The organism is Candidatus Pantoea deserta (assembly GCF_003813865.1).
GTDB classification, from domain to species: Bacteria; Pseudomonadota; Gammaproteobacteria; order Enterobacterales; family Enterobacteriaceae; genus Pantoea; species Pantoea deserta.
In genome coordinates, this window is the sequence record NZ_RMVG01000001.1 from 519,287 (window position 1) to 533,137 (window position 13,851).

The following is a 13,851-nucleotide window of genomic DNA, read 5'->3' on the forward strand; positions in this document are numbered from 1 at the left end:
GCATTAGCGGTTTTTTGCCGCCATGGTTATTCGTCTCTGCCTCAGGGAAGGGTCATGCGTTCATTTAAGGTTTCTTTTACGCCGTCGATTTACTACTTCTATCTGTTTAGCTACTACCTGTGCGTGGTGGTTATTCTGTTAAGCAGCCAGGCGCGCTTTAAGTGGATCGCCTTTCTCTGTGCTTCGCTGATCTGCATAGCGATATTTTTTATCCTGCTGTGTCAGAACTTCAGGTTTAAGCAAGCAAAGAAGTTTAGATACCGCAAAATACAGACGCATTACCCTCGCTGCGTGGCGCTGGGTTCCTGCTCGGCCCTTCTTTTTACGCTAAGCGTTATCGCCTTTACTTTCTCTCAGCAGCTGGCTTTTCCGGCCACCCTGTATATTGCCTCTTTGATCGCGCTCTTTTTCTCTGTCAGGCTGTTTCTGGCGGAAAGCGACCATTTCGAAAAATACTATCAAGGGGGCATTGCCTGGCTGATCAGGTTAGCCTGGATAGCCGTTACGTTTTACTGCTATTCCCTGGCGCGACATACCTTTATGACGCTGGCGGACCTGACATACGAGCAGACGGCGACGCGACTGACGGTAATAGGCTACGCGGGACTGCTGACCGCGCTGTTCATTTCGGCTTCGCTGGTGACCGTTTTCTGGATCCTGCTGCTTTTTGAAAACGCGTCGGTGGTCTGCGGCAATAAACCGCTCATCATGAAAAGAAACGCGCTGCCGGTGGTTATTCCGGTGATAGCTACCGCCGTCATCACCTGGAATATTTTCTCAACCAATACCTCACCCGTGCTTAACTTCACCTTTAGCGTCATCGTTCCGCTGGAAACCCGCGATACCTTTATCTGCCATAAACAGCAGCGTTATATTCCGGATGCCGTCGCGCGCTATTACCTTGAGGCGGGTGAAAATAGCTGGCGCGTATTTGAGCGGCAGAATAACGGCTGGGAAGTGCGGCGGCTTGAATGCCAGCATAAAGCGCCGGGATACCGTCTGAGTGAAATAAAAAACCGGGAAGAGCTGGTCAGCGAGAAACTTCAGGCGCTGGGGGAAAACGCACGGGCGATGCAGCGCGCGCTCTTGCCGTCGCCGTAGCGCCAGGCCGTTGCATGCGCCCAAAAATAAAGCCGCGACGGGCGCGGCTTTACTCTGTCGAATGGCGTTATCAGAACGGAATATCGTCGTCAAAGTCCATCGGCGGCTCGTTGTTGTTGCTCGCCGGCGCGCTCTGCGGCTGTGGACGCGACTGCGCGCCGCCGCTGAACTGGTTTCCGCCCTGCGGCTGCTGCGGCTGGCCCCAGCCGTTATTGTTGCCGCCGCCCTGGCCGCCGCCCATCGGCGCGCCTGCGCCTGCGCCCTGCTGACGGCCGCCCAGCATCTGCATGGTGCCGCCGACGTTCACCACGACTTCGGTGGTGTAGCGATCCTGGCCGCCCTGATCCTGCCATTTGCGGGTGCGCAGCTGACCTTCGATGTAAACCTGAGAGCCTTTACGCAGATATTCGCCCGCGACTTCCGCCAGCTTGCCGAACAGCACTACGCGATGCCACTCAGTGATCTCTTTATTTTCACCGGTCTGCTTGTCGCGCCAGCTCTCCGACGTGGCCAGCGTAATGTTGGCAACCGCGCCACCATTCGGCATGTAGCGCACTTCCGGATCCTGACCCAGATTCCCGACAAGAATCACTTTATTTACGCCACGACTGGCCATGTTGCTGTCTCCCGATGGGTTAATGCTGATAAGTCTAAACGATCAATTCTATCACGTCCTGCCCACCGTTCCCACTTTCGAGCCGGCTCGCAGACGCGTTCATTTTACACCCAAAAAGCAAAAAATACTGGATATTTAATCAGTCTATTTTTTGTGCCATAATATCGTGTTTACGCTAATTCGTGTCCACAAGACACCAGCGTGCTGCTTAATCCGGGAAAGGTGAATGGATAAGATCGAAGTTCGTGGTGCCCGCACCCATAATTTGAAAAACATCAACCTGATCATCCCTCGCGACAAACTCATAGTGGTCACCGGCCTGTCAGGCTCCGGCAAGTCCTCTCTGGCGTTTGATACGCTCTATGCGGAAGGTCAGCGCCGCTACGTAGAGTCGCTCTCTGCTTATGCGCGTCAGTTTCTCTCCTTAATGGAGAAGCCGGACGTCGACCATATCGAAGGTCTGTCGCCCGCTATCTCTATTGAGCAGAAGTCCACTTCACACAACCCACGCTCGACCGTCGGCACGATCACAGAGATCCACGATTATCTGCGCCTGCTGTTCGCCCGCGTGGGCGAGCCGCGCTGTCCGGATCACGACGTGCCGCTGGCGGCGCAGACCGTCAGCCAGATGGTGGACAATGTGCTGGCGCAGGAGGAAGGCCGTCGCCTGATGCTGCTGGCGCCGGTGGTGAAAGATCGCAAAGGCGAGCATACCAAAACTCTGGAGAACCTGGCGGCGCAGGGCTACATCCGCGCCCGTATCGACGGCGAGGTGTGCGATCTCTCCGATCCGCCGAAGCTGGAGCTACAGAAAAAGCACACCATTGAGGTCGTTATCGATCGCTTTAAGGTGCGCGAGGATCTGGCGACGCGTCTCGCCGAGTCGTTTGAAACCGCGCTGGAGCTGTCCGGCGGCACGGCGATCGTCGCCGATATGGACGACGCGGAGGCGGAAGAACTGCTCTTTTCCGCTAACTTCGCCTGCCCGATCTGCGGCTATAGCATGCGCGAGCTGGAGCCGCGTCTCTTCTCGTTCAACAACCCGGCGGGAGCCTGTCCGACCTGTGACGGCCTGGGCGTGCAGCAGTACTTCGATCCCGATCGCGTGGTGCAGAACGGCGAGCTGTCGCTGGCCGGCGGCGCTATCCGCGGCTGGGATCGTCGTAACTTCTACTATTTCCAGATGCTGCGTTCGCTGGCCGAGCACCTCGATTTCGACGTCGAAGCGCCGTTCAACACCCTGAGCGACAAAGCGCAGCAGGTGATTTTGTACGGTTCCGGCAAAGAGAGCATCGAGTTTAAGTACATCAACGATCGTGGCGATACCTCGGTGCGCCGCCATCCGTTCGAGGGCGTGCTGCACAATATGGAACGTCGTTATAAAGAGACGGAATCCACCGCAGTACGCGAAGACCTGGCGAAATTTATCAGCAACCGCGCCTGCGCCAGCTGCGAAGGCACGCGCCTGCGCCGCGAAGCGCGCCATGTGTTCGTGGAAAATACCAACCTGCCGACCATCTCCGATATGAGCATTGGTCACGCGATGGATTTTTTCCGCAACCTTAAGCTGAGCGGCCAGCGCGCTAAAATCGCCGAAAAGGTGCTGAAAGAGATTGGCGATCGCCTGAGCTTCCTGGTGAACGTCGGCCTGAACTACCTGTCCATGTCGCGTTCCGCTGAGACGCTGTCCGGCGGCGAAGCGCAGCGTATCCGTCTGGCGAGCCAGATCGGCGCGGGCCTGGTGGGCGTGATGTACGTGCTGGATGAGCCGTCTATCGGCCTGCATCAGCGTGACAACGAGCGCCTGCTGAGCACGCTGATCCATCTGCGCGATCTCGGCAACACCGTAATCGTGGTCGAGCACGACGAGGACGCTATCCGCGCCGCTGACCATGTGATCGACATCGGCCCCGGCGCGGGCGTGCACGGCGGCCAGATTGTGGCCGAAGGCACGGTGGATGAGATTATGGCGGTGGATGAGTCGCTCACCGGGCAGTTCCTTAGCGGCAAGCGCGAGATTGCCGTGCCGCAAGAGCGCGTGAAAGGCGATCCGGCTAAAACGCTGAAGCTGAGCGGCGCGCGCGGCAATAACCTGAAAGACGTTACGCTGACGCTGCCGGTTGGCCTGTTTACCTGTATTACCGGCGTATCCGGCTCAGGTAAATCGACGCTGATCAACGATACGCTCTTCCCCATCGCCCAGCGCCACCTGAACGGGGCGACTACCGGCGAAGCGGCGCCCTATCGCGACATTAGCGGGCTTGAGCACTTCGATAAAGTTATCGACATCGACCAAAGCCCGATTGGCCGTACGCCGCGCTCTAACCCGGCGACCTATACCGGTATCTTTACCCCGGTGCGTGAGCTGTTCGCCGGCGTGCCGGAAGCGCGTTCGCGCGGCTACAATCCTGGCCGTTTCAGCTTTAACGTGCGCGGCGGTCGCTGCGAGGCCTGTCAGGGCGACGGCGTGCTGAAGGTGGAGATGCACTTTCTGCCGGACATTTATGTGCCCTGCGACCAGTGTAAAGGCAAGCGCTATAACCGCGAGACGCTGGAGATTAAATACAAGGGTAAAAGCATTCACGAAGTGCTGGAGATGACCATTGAAGAGGCGCGCGACTTCTTTGATGCGGTGCCTGCGCTGGCGCGTAAGCTGCAAACGCTCATTGATGTAGGTCTCTCCTACATTCGTCTCGGCCAGTCGGCAACCACGCTATCCGGCGGCGAAGCGCAGCGCGTGAAGCTGGCGCGTGAGCTGTCGAAGCGCGGCACCGGCCAGACGCTCTATATTCTCGATGAGCCGACCACTGGCCTGCACTTTGCCGACATCGCGCAGCTGTTGCAGGTCCTGCATCAGCTGCGCGACCAGGGCAACACCATCGTGGTGATTGAGCATAACCTTGACGTGATCAAGACTGCCGACTGGATTGTTGACCTGGGTCCGGAAGGCGGCAGCGGCGGCGGCGAAATTCTCGTTGCCGGTACGCCGGAAACCGTCGCGGAGTGTGAGAAATCCCATACCGCCCGCTTCCTGAAGCCTCTGCTGAAGAAGTAACCCCGTAAAAAGCCCGCCGCGCGCGGGCTTTTTTTTACTGCTCATTTCACGCGATAAAAACAGGATCAGGCAAGATTCATGCATGTATAGGCATAGTCGCGCCTGCATTCTGTGACTATTCTTTTAAACGTTCCTCACCGGCTGCGTCCGCTGACGCCGCCTTCTTGATTGCCGCGCCTTTTGCGCCGCGCAATGTCAAATACTCACGACACACCAAACCTGGAGACACCATGAATATTACGCACGCCTACGCCGCTCAGGACGCGAAATCCAGACTGGCGCCGTTCAATTACCAGCCGCGTGAACTGCGCGCGCATGATGTACAGATTGAAGTGCTGTTCTGCGGCGTTTGCCATTCAGACCTTCACCAGGCCCGCAACGAGTGGAAAAACACCATTTTTCCGGTCGTGCCGGGACATGAAATCGTTGGCCGCGTGACGGCGGTCGGCAATCACGCCAGCAAATACAAAGTCGGCGATCTGGTCGGCGTCGGCTGTATGGTCGATTCCTGTCGCACCTGTCCGAGCTGTCAGGAAGGGCTGGAGCAGTATTGCGAAGTGGGTTTTGTCGGCACCTATAACGGTCAGGATCGCGAAACCGGCGACATTACCTACGGCGGCTACTCAACGGCGGTGGTCGTCGATGAGAACTTTGTGCTGCGCGTACCGGAAAACCTCGATCTGGCTGGCGTCGCGCCGCTGCTGTGCGCCGGTATCACCACCTATTCGCCGCTGCGCCACTGGAACGTCGGCCCAGGTAAAAAAGTAGGGATTGTCGGTCTGGGCGGTCTCGGACATATGGGGGTGAAAATTGCTCACGCGATGGGCGCGCATGTCGTGCTGTTCACCACTTCCCCGTCAAAAATCGAAGACGGCAAGCGCCTCGGCGCAGATGAAGTCGTGGTGTCGAAAGATGCCGATCAGATGGCGCAGCACGTCAACAGCTTTGATTTCATTCTGAACACCGTCGCGGCGCAGCACGATCTCAACCCGTTTATCGCCCTGCTGAAGCGCGACGGCAATATGACGCTGGTCGGCGCGCCGGAGCACGATCACCCGGCGCCGCAGGTGTTTAACCTGATCTTTAAACGCCGCAGCATTGCCGGTTCGCTGATTGGCGGCATCGCCGAAACGCAGGAGATGCTCGACTTCTGCGGCAAGCACGGCATCACTTCCGACATCGAACTGATCGCGATGAATCAGATCAACGAAGCCTACGAGCGTATGCTGAAAAGCGACGTGAAATACCGCTTCGTCATCGACATCAATACGCTGCGCGACGAAGCGGCGGCGTAACGGCAATCGGGCGCGCGGCGCTATACCGCGCGCCTGTTTCAGACCCCCGCCGCGCGGGTCGCGTCAGCCTGCTGATACGAAGCATCCACCAGATAGTAGATCTGCGAATCTTTCAGCGAGCCGTCCAGCAGCAGCGTGCTCCAGTGCGTTTTATTCAGATGTTCGCTGGGAGAGACATCGCTGTGCTCCTCGCGCAGCAGCTCCGCCAGCGCAGGCGTGGTCTTCAGAGAGACCGCCGGCCGCCCTTTTACCTCATGCACCATGGCGAACAGCACGCCGTTGCTTTTGATTTGCGTTGCCTTCCAGTCGCTGTGGACGCTTTGCTCCGCGCCCGGCTTGCTCATACAGTAAGTCAGCAGATCTGACGTATTCATTTCGACTCCCCTTGTAACGTGGCTACAATGCGCCGCGCGCCGCCGTGAATGCGGTGTTCCCCTAACCAGATACCCTGCCAGGTGCCAAGCAGCAGCTTGCCGCGCTGCACCGGCAGCAGCAGCGAGACGCCCAGCGTCGACGATTTGATATGCGCGGGCATATCGTCGCGCCCTTCATAATCATGCTGATAAGGCGCGTCTTCCGGGACGTGGCGCATAAAGTGATGTTCCATGTCGCTACGCACCGTGGGATCGCAGTTTTCATTCAGCGTTAGCGAGGCTGACGTATGCTGCAAAAGCAGATGCAGCAAACCGGTCTGCACCTCGGCCAGCGCCGGGATCTGGCTGAGGATCTCATCCGTGACCAGATGAAAACCGCGTGATTTCTCAGCGAGCCTGAGCGTTTGTTGATGCCACATGCCTTGTTCCTGAATTAATTACCCCGTTTAAGTGTGCAATAAGTCGCAAAAAGGTAAACCTTAAGGCAAAAAAAAACCGCCAGCCTGAGCTGACGGTTGGCGTTCTGGCCGCCTGTCGATGCGAATAACCGGCATACCGGCGGTCTTAACTTACATTACCGCGGCAAACGCCTGCGCCACCTGACGCACGTTGTTGCTGTTCAGACCGGCGACGCAGATACGCCCGCTGCCGACCAGGTAAATGCCGAACTCTTCCCGCAGGCGATCCACCTGCTGCGCGCTGAGACCGGTGTAGCTGAACATCCCGCGTTGTTTCAGCAGGTAGTCGAAGTTCCGGCCAGGCAGCTCGGTGCTCAGCACGTCGACCAGGGTTTTACGCATCGCGATAATGCGCAGACGCATCGCTTCGACCTCCGCCAGCCAGCTCGCCTTGAGCGCACTGTCATTCAGAACGCGTGCTACCACCTGCGCGCCGAAGTTCGGCGGGCTGGAGTAGTTGCGGCGAACGGTGGCCTTGAGCTGGCCCAGCACGCGGCTCGCTTCCTCGGCGCTGTCGCACACAATGGAAAGGCCGCCGACGCGTTCGCCATACAGAGAGAAGATTTTTGAGAAAGAGTTGCTGACCAGCGCTGGCAGACCCGCCGCGGCAATCGCACGAATCGCATAGGCGTCTGCCTCCATACCCGCGCCAAAGCCCTGATAGGCGATGTCGAGGAAAGGAATCAGCTCTTGCGCCTTCAGCACCTCAACCGTTTGATCCCACTGCGCGTCCGTCAGGTCTGCGCCGGTCGGGTTGTGACAGCAGGGGTGCAGCAGCACGATGCTCTGCTTCGGCAGCGCTTTCAGCGCAGCGAGGAAGGCGTCAAATTTTACGCCGTTGCTCTCCGCGTCATACCAGGGATAGGTTTTCACCTCAAAGCCCGCGCCGTTAAAGATCGCGGTATGGTTATCCCAGGTAGGATCGCTGACCCAGACGCCGGAGTCAGGGAAGTAGCGCTTCAGGAAATCCGCACCCACTTTCAGCGCGCCGGAGCCGCCCAGCGTCTGAATCGACGCGATACGACCGGCCTTCAGCACCGGATGTTCGGCGCCAAACAGCAGCGGCGCAATGGCGTTACGGTATGCGTTGAGCCCCTCCATCGGCAGATAGAGCGAGGCCTGCTGCGGCTCGGCTTTCAGCTGCTCTTCTGCGGCGGCAACCGCCTGAAGCTGAGGAATAATCCCCTGCTCGTCGTAATAGAGACCGATGCTGAGATTCACTTTATCGGTGCGCGGATCCTGTTTGAAGGTTTCCATCAGTGACAGAATCGGATCGCCAGCGTAGGCATCAACGTTTTGGAACACGGTGCAGATCTCCATGAGTGGTCGTAAAAATCAGAGGTGTATGCGGCATTAAACCCTGTATCGTCCGGGACGATGGTTCATTGCGATAATCAGGTTAAGGATCACGGCGCCCGCAATGGATGCCAGCAGCATCGGCCCGCTGACAACAAACAGCGAAGCCAGCACAACGCAGGTATCCACCGCCATTTGCAGCTTCCCGGCGCGCAGCCCGATGCGATCCTGTAGCCATAGCGCCAGAATATTTATTCCGCCCAGGCTGGCCTTATGACGAAACAACACTATAAACCCAATGCCCATGATCACGTTACCGAACAGTGTCGCATAAAAGGGATTGAGCGTGGAAAAGTGCATAAACAGCGGGTGAAGATGGGTAAACAGCGACACCAGCCCCACCGCGCAAAATGTTTTCAGGGTAAATTCCCAGCCCATGCGGCGCACCGCCAGCCAGTAAAAAGGCAAATTGATCAGGAAAAAGGCGCTGCCGAACGAGAGCGGCGACAGATAGCTGATTAAAAAGGCGATGCCCGCGGTGCTGCCGGTCAGCGCGCCAGCCTGTTTCAACATTATGACGCCAAAAGAGACCATTAGCGTGCCAAGCAGGATCGCCAGCGCGTCTTCAAGGCGCGAATGAGGTATGCGGGTAGGTTCAACAACGTTATCCATAGGTAATCTCATGCAGTCAAAGCCGGGAAACAGATGCCGGTTAAATGCAAAAAACGCACCATGCCGTCAGCGTTTTAAGACCTTCGGCAGGTGCCAGTGATTATCCAGTTGATAACTAAGGCGCTTTTATTGCAGTTTTTTGCGCATGGCCGACAGCAAAACCGTCAAACCATGCACAAATTCAGTTTCTGGTGCGCATTTTTTGCATTAAACAGCGCTATGTTGCACCAGATAAGCACATCATGCACTCTTTTGGCGCATTTTGTGCTGAGGAACCATCATCAGGCCGTTCTCTTTCAGACGTCCCAGCACGACCGATGTCTTTACGTGCGAAACGCTTTGATGGCCCGCCACCAGCTGAGTAATTAACGCGCTCAGCGAGGCAAGATCGGCGACCGCGACTTTCAGCAGATAATCGGCGTCACCCGTTGTTTTATAGGCATCGACAATCGCCTCTTCCTGCTCAACCATGCGGTGAAAGCTCTCGACATATTCAGCGGTATGGTTAATCAGCCGCACTTCGATCAGCCCTACCATGCCCAGCCCTATCGCATCAGGCGACAGACGCGCATGATAGCCAAGGATCAGATTGGCCTGCTCAAGATTAATACGGCGGCGCGAACACTGCGATGCCGACAGGCCGACCAGATCGCTCAGCTCCTGATTGGTCAGGCGGCCATTAGATTGTAGTAACGTCAGTATTTTCAGGTCGTAATCATCTACGTGAGTCATGCTGCTTCCAGAGCTTTAACGTGCGCTGTCATACAGATAACCCGATTAACGACGAGGTTGTCCAACACTATTTTCTGATGATGCGAGGCGGCATGCACAGATCGTGCATGCCGGTGAGAAAGGTTATTCGTCGTCGTAAGCCGGACCGGCGTAGTTATCAAAGCGCGACCACTGGCCGTTAAAGGTCAGGCGCACCGTACCGATAGGACCGTTACGCTGTTTGCCCAGAATAATCTCGGCAATTCCTTTGAGGTCGCTGTTTTCGTGATAAACCTCGTCGCGGTAGATAAACATAATCAGGTCGGCATCCTGCTCGATAGAGCCGGATTCACGCAGATCCGAGTTGACCGGACGTTTATCGGCGCGCTGCTCCAGCGAGCGGTTGAGCTGCGACAGCGCCACGACCGGCACGTTAAGCTCTTTCGCCAGCGCCTTGAGCGAGCGGGAGATCTCGGCGATCTCCAGCGTGCGGTTATCCGAGAGGGCCGGCACGCGCATCAGCTGGAGGTAGTCGATCATAATCATGCTCAGGCCGCCGTTTTCGCGGAATACGCGGCGCGCGCGCGAGCGCACTTCGGTTGGCGTCAGGCCGGAAGAGTCATCGATATACATATTCTTCTTCTCCAGCAGGATGCCCATGGTGCCGGAGATGCGCGCCCAGTCTTCATCGTCAAGCTGACCGGTACGGATGCGCGTCTGATCCACGCGCGACAGCGACGCCAGCATACGCATCATCAGCTGCTCGCTGGGCATTTCCAGACTGAAGATCAGCACCGGTTTGTCGTGCAGCATGGCGGCGTTTTCGCACAGGTTCATGGCGAAGGTGGTTTTACCCATCGACGGACGCGCCGCGACAATGATCAGATCCGACGGCTGTAGGCCCGCGGTCTTTTTATTTAAATCCTGATAGCCGGTATCCACGCCGGTCACGCCGTCGTGCGGCGTTGAAACCAGCGATTCAATGCGCGACACCGTGGCTTCCAGCACTTCCTGAATGTTCTTCGGCCCTTCGTCTTTATTGGCGCGCGTTTCGGCGATCTTAAACACGTTGGATTCGGCAAAGTCGAGCAGTTCATCGCTGCTGCGGCCCTGAGGATCGTAACCGGCGTCGGCAATCTGGTTAGCCACGGAGATCATTTCGCGCACCACCGCGCGTTCGCGCACGATGTCAGCATAGGCGCCGATGTTAGCCGCGCTGGGGGTGTTTTTCGCCAGCTCCGCCAGGTAGGCGAATCCGCCCGCCATCTCCAGTTCGCCGCGCGTCTCCAGCGACTCCGACAGCGTAATCAGGTCAATGGGCTGCCCCATCTCCAGCAGACGCTGCATTTCTGAAAAAATCAGACGGTGCGAGCGGTTGAAGAAGTCTTCGGCCACAACGCGCTCTGAGACGTTATCCCAGCGCTCATTGTCCAGCATCAACCCACCCAGCACCGACTGCTCCGCTTCAATGGAATGCGGCGGCATTTTGATACCTTCCAGCTGCCGGTCGGGCGTGTCGTTTGATTTGTTGGTGGGTTTATTTCCTGCCATAGTGAATGCAATACCGATCTTCTGAGGGGACGCGCCAGTATACCTTATGGCGGCGCGCCTCTCACGCCTCATGTTGAACAATCACAGGAGTAAAAATGGCAAAGCGTATTCAGTTCACCGCGCCGGGTGGTCCTGAGGTGTTGCAATGGGTAGATGTCGATCCCGCCGATCCTGCTGAGCGCGAGGTGCAGGTGGAAAACCGGGCGATTGGCATCAACTATATCGATACCTATGTGCGCAGCGGACTCTACCCTGTCGCCTCTTTGCCTTCGGGGCTGGGAACCGAGGCAGCCGGCGTCGTGAAGCGCGTCGGCAGCGGCGTCACCCGCTTCAGGCCGGGCGATCGCGTGGTCTATTGCCAGTCGGCGCTGGGCGCCTACAGCGAACTGCACAACGTAGCTGAAGATCGTCTGATGCCGCTACCGGACGCCATTAGCTTCGAGCAGGCGGCCGCCAGCTTTCTGAAAGGGCTGACCGTGCACTATCTGCTGCGCCAGACCTATCAGGTGAAGCCAGACGAAACCTTTCTGTTTCACGCGGCAGCCGGCGGCGTCGGGCTGATCGCCTGTCAGTGGGCAAAAGCGCTGGGCGCTCATCTGATCGGTACCGTCGGCTCGGCGGAAAAAGCGACGCTGGCGAAAGCCGCGGGCGCGTGGGCCACCATCAACTACCGCGAAGAGAACATCGCCCAGCGCGTCAGCGAGTTAACCAACGGCAAAAAAGTGGCGGTAGTCTACGACTCGGTGGGGAAAGATACCTGGGAAGCGTCGCTGGACTCGCTGCGTCGGCAGGGGCTGATGGTGAGTTTTGGTAATGCTTCAGGGCCGGTGACCGGCATCGATCTCAGCGTGCTTAACCAGAAAGGTTCGCTGTTTGTGACGCGACCGTCACTCTACGGCTATATCACCAACCGCGAAGAGCTGGAGCACGCCAGCAACGATCTCTTCTCGCTGCTGGCCAGCGGCGCCATCAAGGTCGAGGTGCCGGAACAGCAGAAATTCCCGCTGCAAGAGGCGGCGCGCGCGCATCAGACGCTGGAGAGCCGCAGCACGCAAGGCTCCAGCCTGCTGATCCCCTGAACCCTGAATGCAAATGGGGCTTCCCGAAGGAAGCCCCTTTGCTTTTTTATCATTCGCGCTGGTGTAGGGACAGCGGCGATGAATACGTGTCGACTCAACGACGACCATCCTGACAGAAAACATAAGTAAAAAATATGTTTAATTGCGAATCTAGCATAAGCAATCCGCAACTCTGTGATCGTCCCCGCAATTAATAGCCGCGACGCCTTTCTAACCTGCTGATTTTGCGACGCAGCTTGCGACGGGTACGTTCAGCGCCGTCGCCACGGCAGGCGCGACAGATCCAGGCGATAACCAGCGCCAGCACCAGCCACGGCAACAATTTGATTACAATCGCAAACAGCCCGCCGACAAACATCACGACTGTGGCGACCGCCAGCGCCGCCAGCACGCCCAGCAGCGAAACGCCGGTAACCAGCAGCATCAGGAAAAAGCCCAGTACAAATAAAATTTCCACCTTGTTGCTCCTCATATTTTTTCTGACTGGTTATTACAAGAAGCGTGCCAGAATATAACTTGCTGATAGTTAAGCGATAACTCTGGCGGGCGCGCTTTTGGTTTAGTGAAATACGCTATTTTCTGGCGTAAAAAAAACCAGCCATGAGGCTGGTTTTTACCGTGCTGCCGGAAATCAGGCTTCCTGCGGGATTTTATCCGCGACCAGCGCCAGCGCCGCTTCGACCACGCGGACGTCTGCGCCCGGTTTGTGGGCGTTTTCGCTCAGATGGCGACGCCACTGACGCGCGCCGGGGATCCCCTGGAAAAGGCCAAGCATATGGCGCGTAATATGGCCGAGGTAGGTGCCTTTCGCCAGCTCTGCTTCGATATAGGGATACATGCTGCGCACAATCGCCACCGGATCGGCAACCGGCGTATCGCGGCCAAACAGCTCAGGATCCACCTGCGCCAGCAGGCCCGGATTTTGATAGGCTTCGCGCCCCATCATGACGCCATCCAGATGTTGCAGGTGGGTTTTCGCCTCTTCCAGCGACTTGACGCCGCCGTTAATCGCCAGCGTCAGCTGTGGAAAATCGCGCTTCAGCTGATACACGCGCGGATAGTCGAGCGGGGGAATTTCACGGTTCTCTTTAGGACTCAGACCGGAAAGCCAGGCTTTACGCGCGTGGATAATAAAGGTATCGCAGCCGCCGCGCTGCGCCACGGTGCCAACAAAGTCGGTCAAAAAGGCATAGCTGTCCTGCTCATCGATGCCGATGCGGGTTTTCACCGTAACCGGGATAGAGACAACCTGCCGCATGGCGTCGATGCATTCCGCCACCAGCGACGCCTCCGCCATCAGACAGGCGCCGAAGCGGCCATTCTGTACACGATCGGAGGGACAGCCGACGTTAAGGTTAACCTCATCGTAGCCGCGTTCTTCCGCCAGCTTCGCGCACTGCGCCAGCGCCGCCGGATCGCTACCGCCAAGCTGCAAGGCAAGCGGATGCTCTGCCTCGCTGTAGGCGAGATAGTCGCCCTTGCCGTGGATGATGGCGCCGGTGGTGACCATTTCGGTGTACAGCAGGGTATCCCCCGTAAGCTGACGGTGAAAATAGCGGCAGTGGCGATCGGTCCAGTCGAGCATGGGCGCGATGGAAAAACGTTGCGAAGAGAAAGAGTTGCTCATGAAGCGCAGAAAATCC

General features: G+C 57.6%; 13 protein-coding genes. 4 read left to right on the forward strand and 9 right to left on the reverse strand.

What is annotated here, in order from left to right; all coding sequences use genetic code 11:
- The first annotated feature begins 54 nt into the window (after positions 1 to 54).
- A complete protein-coding gene (locus BBB56_RS02430; RefSeq protein WP_123798445.1) occupies positions 55 to 1,101 on the forward strand; it encodes a hypothetical protein in 1,047 nt (348 codons plus the stop codon).
- A 70-nt stretch (positions 1,102 to 1,171) separates the two neighbouring features.
- On the opposite strand, the gene ssb1 is transcribed toward BBB56_RS02430, so the two are convergent.
- Entirely contained in the window at positions 1,172 to 1,717 is a 546-nt protein-coding gene (ssb1, locus tag BBB56_RS02435) for a single-stranded DNA-binding protein SSB1 (RefSeq protein ID WP_123798447.1), read from the reverse strand.
- 226 nt (positions 1,718 to 1,943) lie between these two features.
- Between ssb1 and uvrA the strand changes: the two genes are divergently transcribed.
- Both uvrA and BBB56_RS02445 read left to right on the forward strand, forming a co-directional pair.
- Entirely contained in the window at positions 1,944 to 4,772 is a 2,829-nt protein-coding gene (uvrA, locus tag BBB56_RS02440; RefSeq protein WP_123798449.1) for an excinuclease ABC subunit UvrA, read from the forward strand.
- A 230-nt stretch (positions 4,773 to 5,002) separates the two neighbouring features.
- Complete coding sequence (locus BBB56_RS02445; RefSeq protein WP_123798451.1) at positions 5,003 to 6,067, forward strand: NAD(P)-dependent alcohol dehydrogenase; 1,065 nt, start codon at positions 5,003 to 5,005, stop codon at positions 6,065 to 6,067.
- A gap of 38 nt (positions 6,068 to 6,105) precedes the next feature.
- On the opposite strand, the gene BBB56_RS02450 is transcribed toward BBB56_RS02445, so the two are convergent.
- The 6 genes from BBB56_RS02450 to dnaB all read right to left on the reverse strand — a co-directional run bounded on the left by BBB56_RS02450 (position 6,106) and on the right by dnaB (position 11,129).
- Positions 6,106 to 6,441 carry an MmcQ/YjbR family DNA-binding protein gene (locus tag BBB56_RS02450; protein WP_123798452.1) on the reverse strand — a complete coding sequence of 112 codons (336 nt, stop codon included), beginning with the start codon at positions 6,439 to 6,441 and terminating at the stop codon, positions 6,106 to 6,108.
- Positions 6,438 to 6,860, reverse strand: a complete 423-nt coding sequence (locus BBB56_RS02455; RefSeq protein ID WP_123798454.1) for a secondary thiamine-phosphate synthase enzyme YjbQ — start codon at positions 6,858 to 6,860, stop codon at positions 6,438 to 6,440. Before BBB56_RS02455 ends, BBB56_RS02450 begins: the two co-directional genes overlap by 4 nt.
- 150 nt (positions 6,861 to 7,010) lie before the next feature.
- Positions 7,011 to 8,204 carry an amino acid aminotransferase gene (locus BBB56_RS02460; protein ID WP_123798456.1) on the reverse strand — a complete coding sequence of 398 codons (1,194 nt, stop codon included), beginning with the start codon at positions 8,202 to 8,204 and terminating at the stop codon, positions 7,011 to 7,013.
- A gap of 48 nt (positions 8,205 to 8,252) precedes the next feature.
- The gene (locus BBB56_RS02465) at positions 8,253 to 8,867 is read right to left on the reverse strand and encodes a YitT family protein (protein ID WP_123798458.1); all 615 of its coding nucleotides are present in this window, start codon (positions 8,865 to 8,867) and stop codon (positions 8,253 to 8,255) included.
- A gap of 240 nt (positions 8,868 to 9,107) precedes the next feature.
- A complete protein-coding gene (locus BBB56_RS02470; RefSeq protein ID WP_123798460.1) occupies positions 9,108 to 9,599 on the reverse strand; it encodes an Lrp/AsnC family transcriptional regulator in 492 nt (163 codons plus the stop codon).
- Between the two features lie 123 nt (positions 9,600 to 9,722).
- Positions 9,723 to 11,129: a replicative DNA helicase gene (gene dnaB, locus BBB56_RS02475; protein WP_123798462.1), complete on the reverse strand. Its 1,407-nt coding sequence runs from the start codon at positions 11,127 to 11,129 to the stop codon at positions 9,723 to 9,725.
- Positions 11,130 to 11,224: 95 nt separating this feature from the next.
- Here dnaB and BBB56_RS02480 point away from each other — a divergent pair, with 95 nt between their 5' ends.
- Positions 11,225 to 12,208, forward strand: coding sequence for a quinone oxidoreductase (locus BBB56_RS02480; protein WP_123798464.1), 984 nt, complete (start codon positions 11,225 to 11,227; stop codon positions 12,206 to 12,208).
- 190 nt (positions 12,209 to 12,398) lie between these two features.
- Here the strand turns inward: BBB56_RS02480 and pspG are convergent, their stop codons facing one another.
- Both pspG and dusA read right to left on the reverse strand, forming a co-directional pair.
- Positions 12,399 to 12,665 carry an envelope stress response protein PspG gene (gene pspG / locus BBB56_RS02485; protein WP_123798466.1) on the reverse strand — a complete coding sequence of 89 codons (267 nt, stop codon included), beginning with the start codon at positions 12,663 to 12,665 and terminating at the stop codon, positions 12,399 to 12,401.
- A 174-nt stretch (positions 12,666 to 12,839) separates the two neighbouring features.
- Positions 12,840 to 13,835 carry a tRNA dihydrouridine(20/20a) synthase DusA gene (gene dusA, locus BBB56_RS02490; protein ID WP_123798468.1) on the reverse strand — a complete coding sequence of 332 codons (996 nt, stop codon included), beginning with the start codon at positions 13,833 to 13,835 and terminating at the stop codon, positions 12,840 to 12,842.
- Positions 13,836 to 13,851: the final 16 nt, after the last annotated feature.

Bases quoted from the DNA above. Each gene is read 5' to 3' on its own strand.
- BBB56_RS02455 (WP_123798454.1), bottom strand. From the start codon at position 6,860: ATGTGGCATCAACAAACGCTCAGGCTCGCTGAGAAATCACGCGGTTTT.
- BBB56_RS02465 (WP_123798458.1), bottom strand. From the start codon at position 8,867: ATGGATAACGTTGTTGAACCTACCCGCATACCTCATTCGCGCCTTGAA.
- BBB56_RS02445 (WP_123798451.1), top strand. From the start codon at position 5,003: ATGAATATTACGCACGCCTACGCCGCTCAGGACGCGAAATCCAGACTG.
- BBB56_RS02480 (WP_123798464.1), top strand. From the start codon at position 11,225: ATGGCAAAGCGTATTCAGTTCACCGCGCCGGGTGGTCCTGAGGTGTTG.
- BBB56_RS02430 (WP_123798445.1), top strand. From the start codon at position 55: ATGCGTTCATTTAAGGTTTCTTTTACGCCGTCGATTTACTACTTCTAT.
- uvrA (WP_123798449.1), top strand. From the start codon at position 1,944: ATGGATAAGATCGAAGTTCGTGGTGCCCGCACCCATAATTTGAAAAAC.
- BBB56_RS02470 (WP_123798460.1), bottom strand. From the start codon at position 9,599: ATGACTCACGTAGATGATTACGACCTGAAAATACTGACGTTACTACAA.
- dusA (WP_123798468.1), bottom strand. From the start codon at position 13,835: ATGAGCAACTCTTTCTCTTCGCAACGTTTTTCCATCGCGCCCATGCTC.
- BBB56_RS02450 (WP_123798452.1), bottom strand. From the start codon at position 6,441: ATGAATACGTCAGATCTGCTGACTTACTGTATGAGCAAGCCGGGCGCG.
- ssb1 (WP_123798447.1), bottom strand. From the start codon at position 1,717: ATGGCCAGTCGTGGCGTAAATAAAGTGATTCTTGTCGGGAATCTGGGT.
- dnaB (WP_123798462.1), bottom strand. From the start codon at position 11,129: ATGGCAGGAAATAAACCCACCAACAAATCAAACGACACGCCCGACCGG.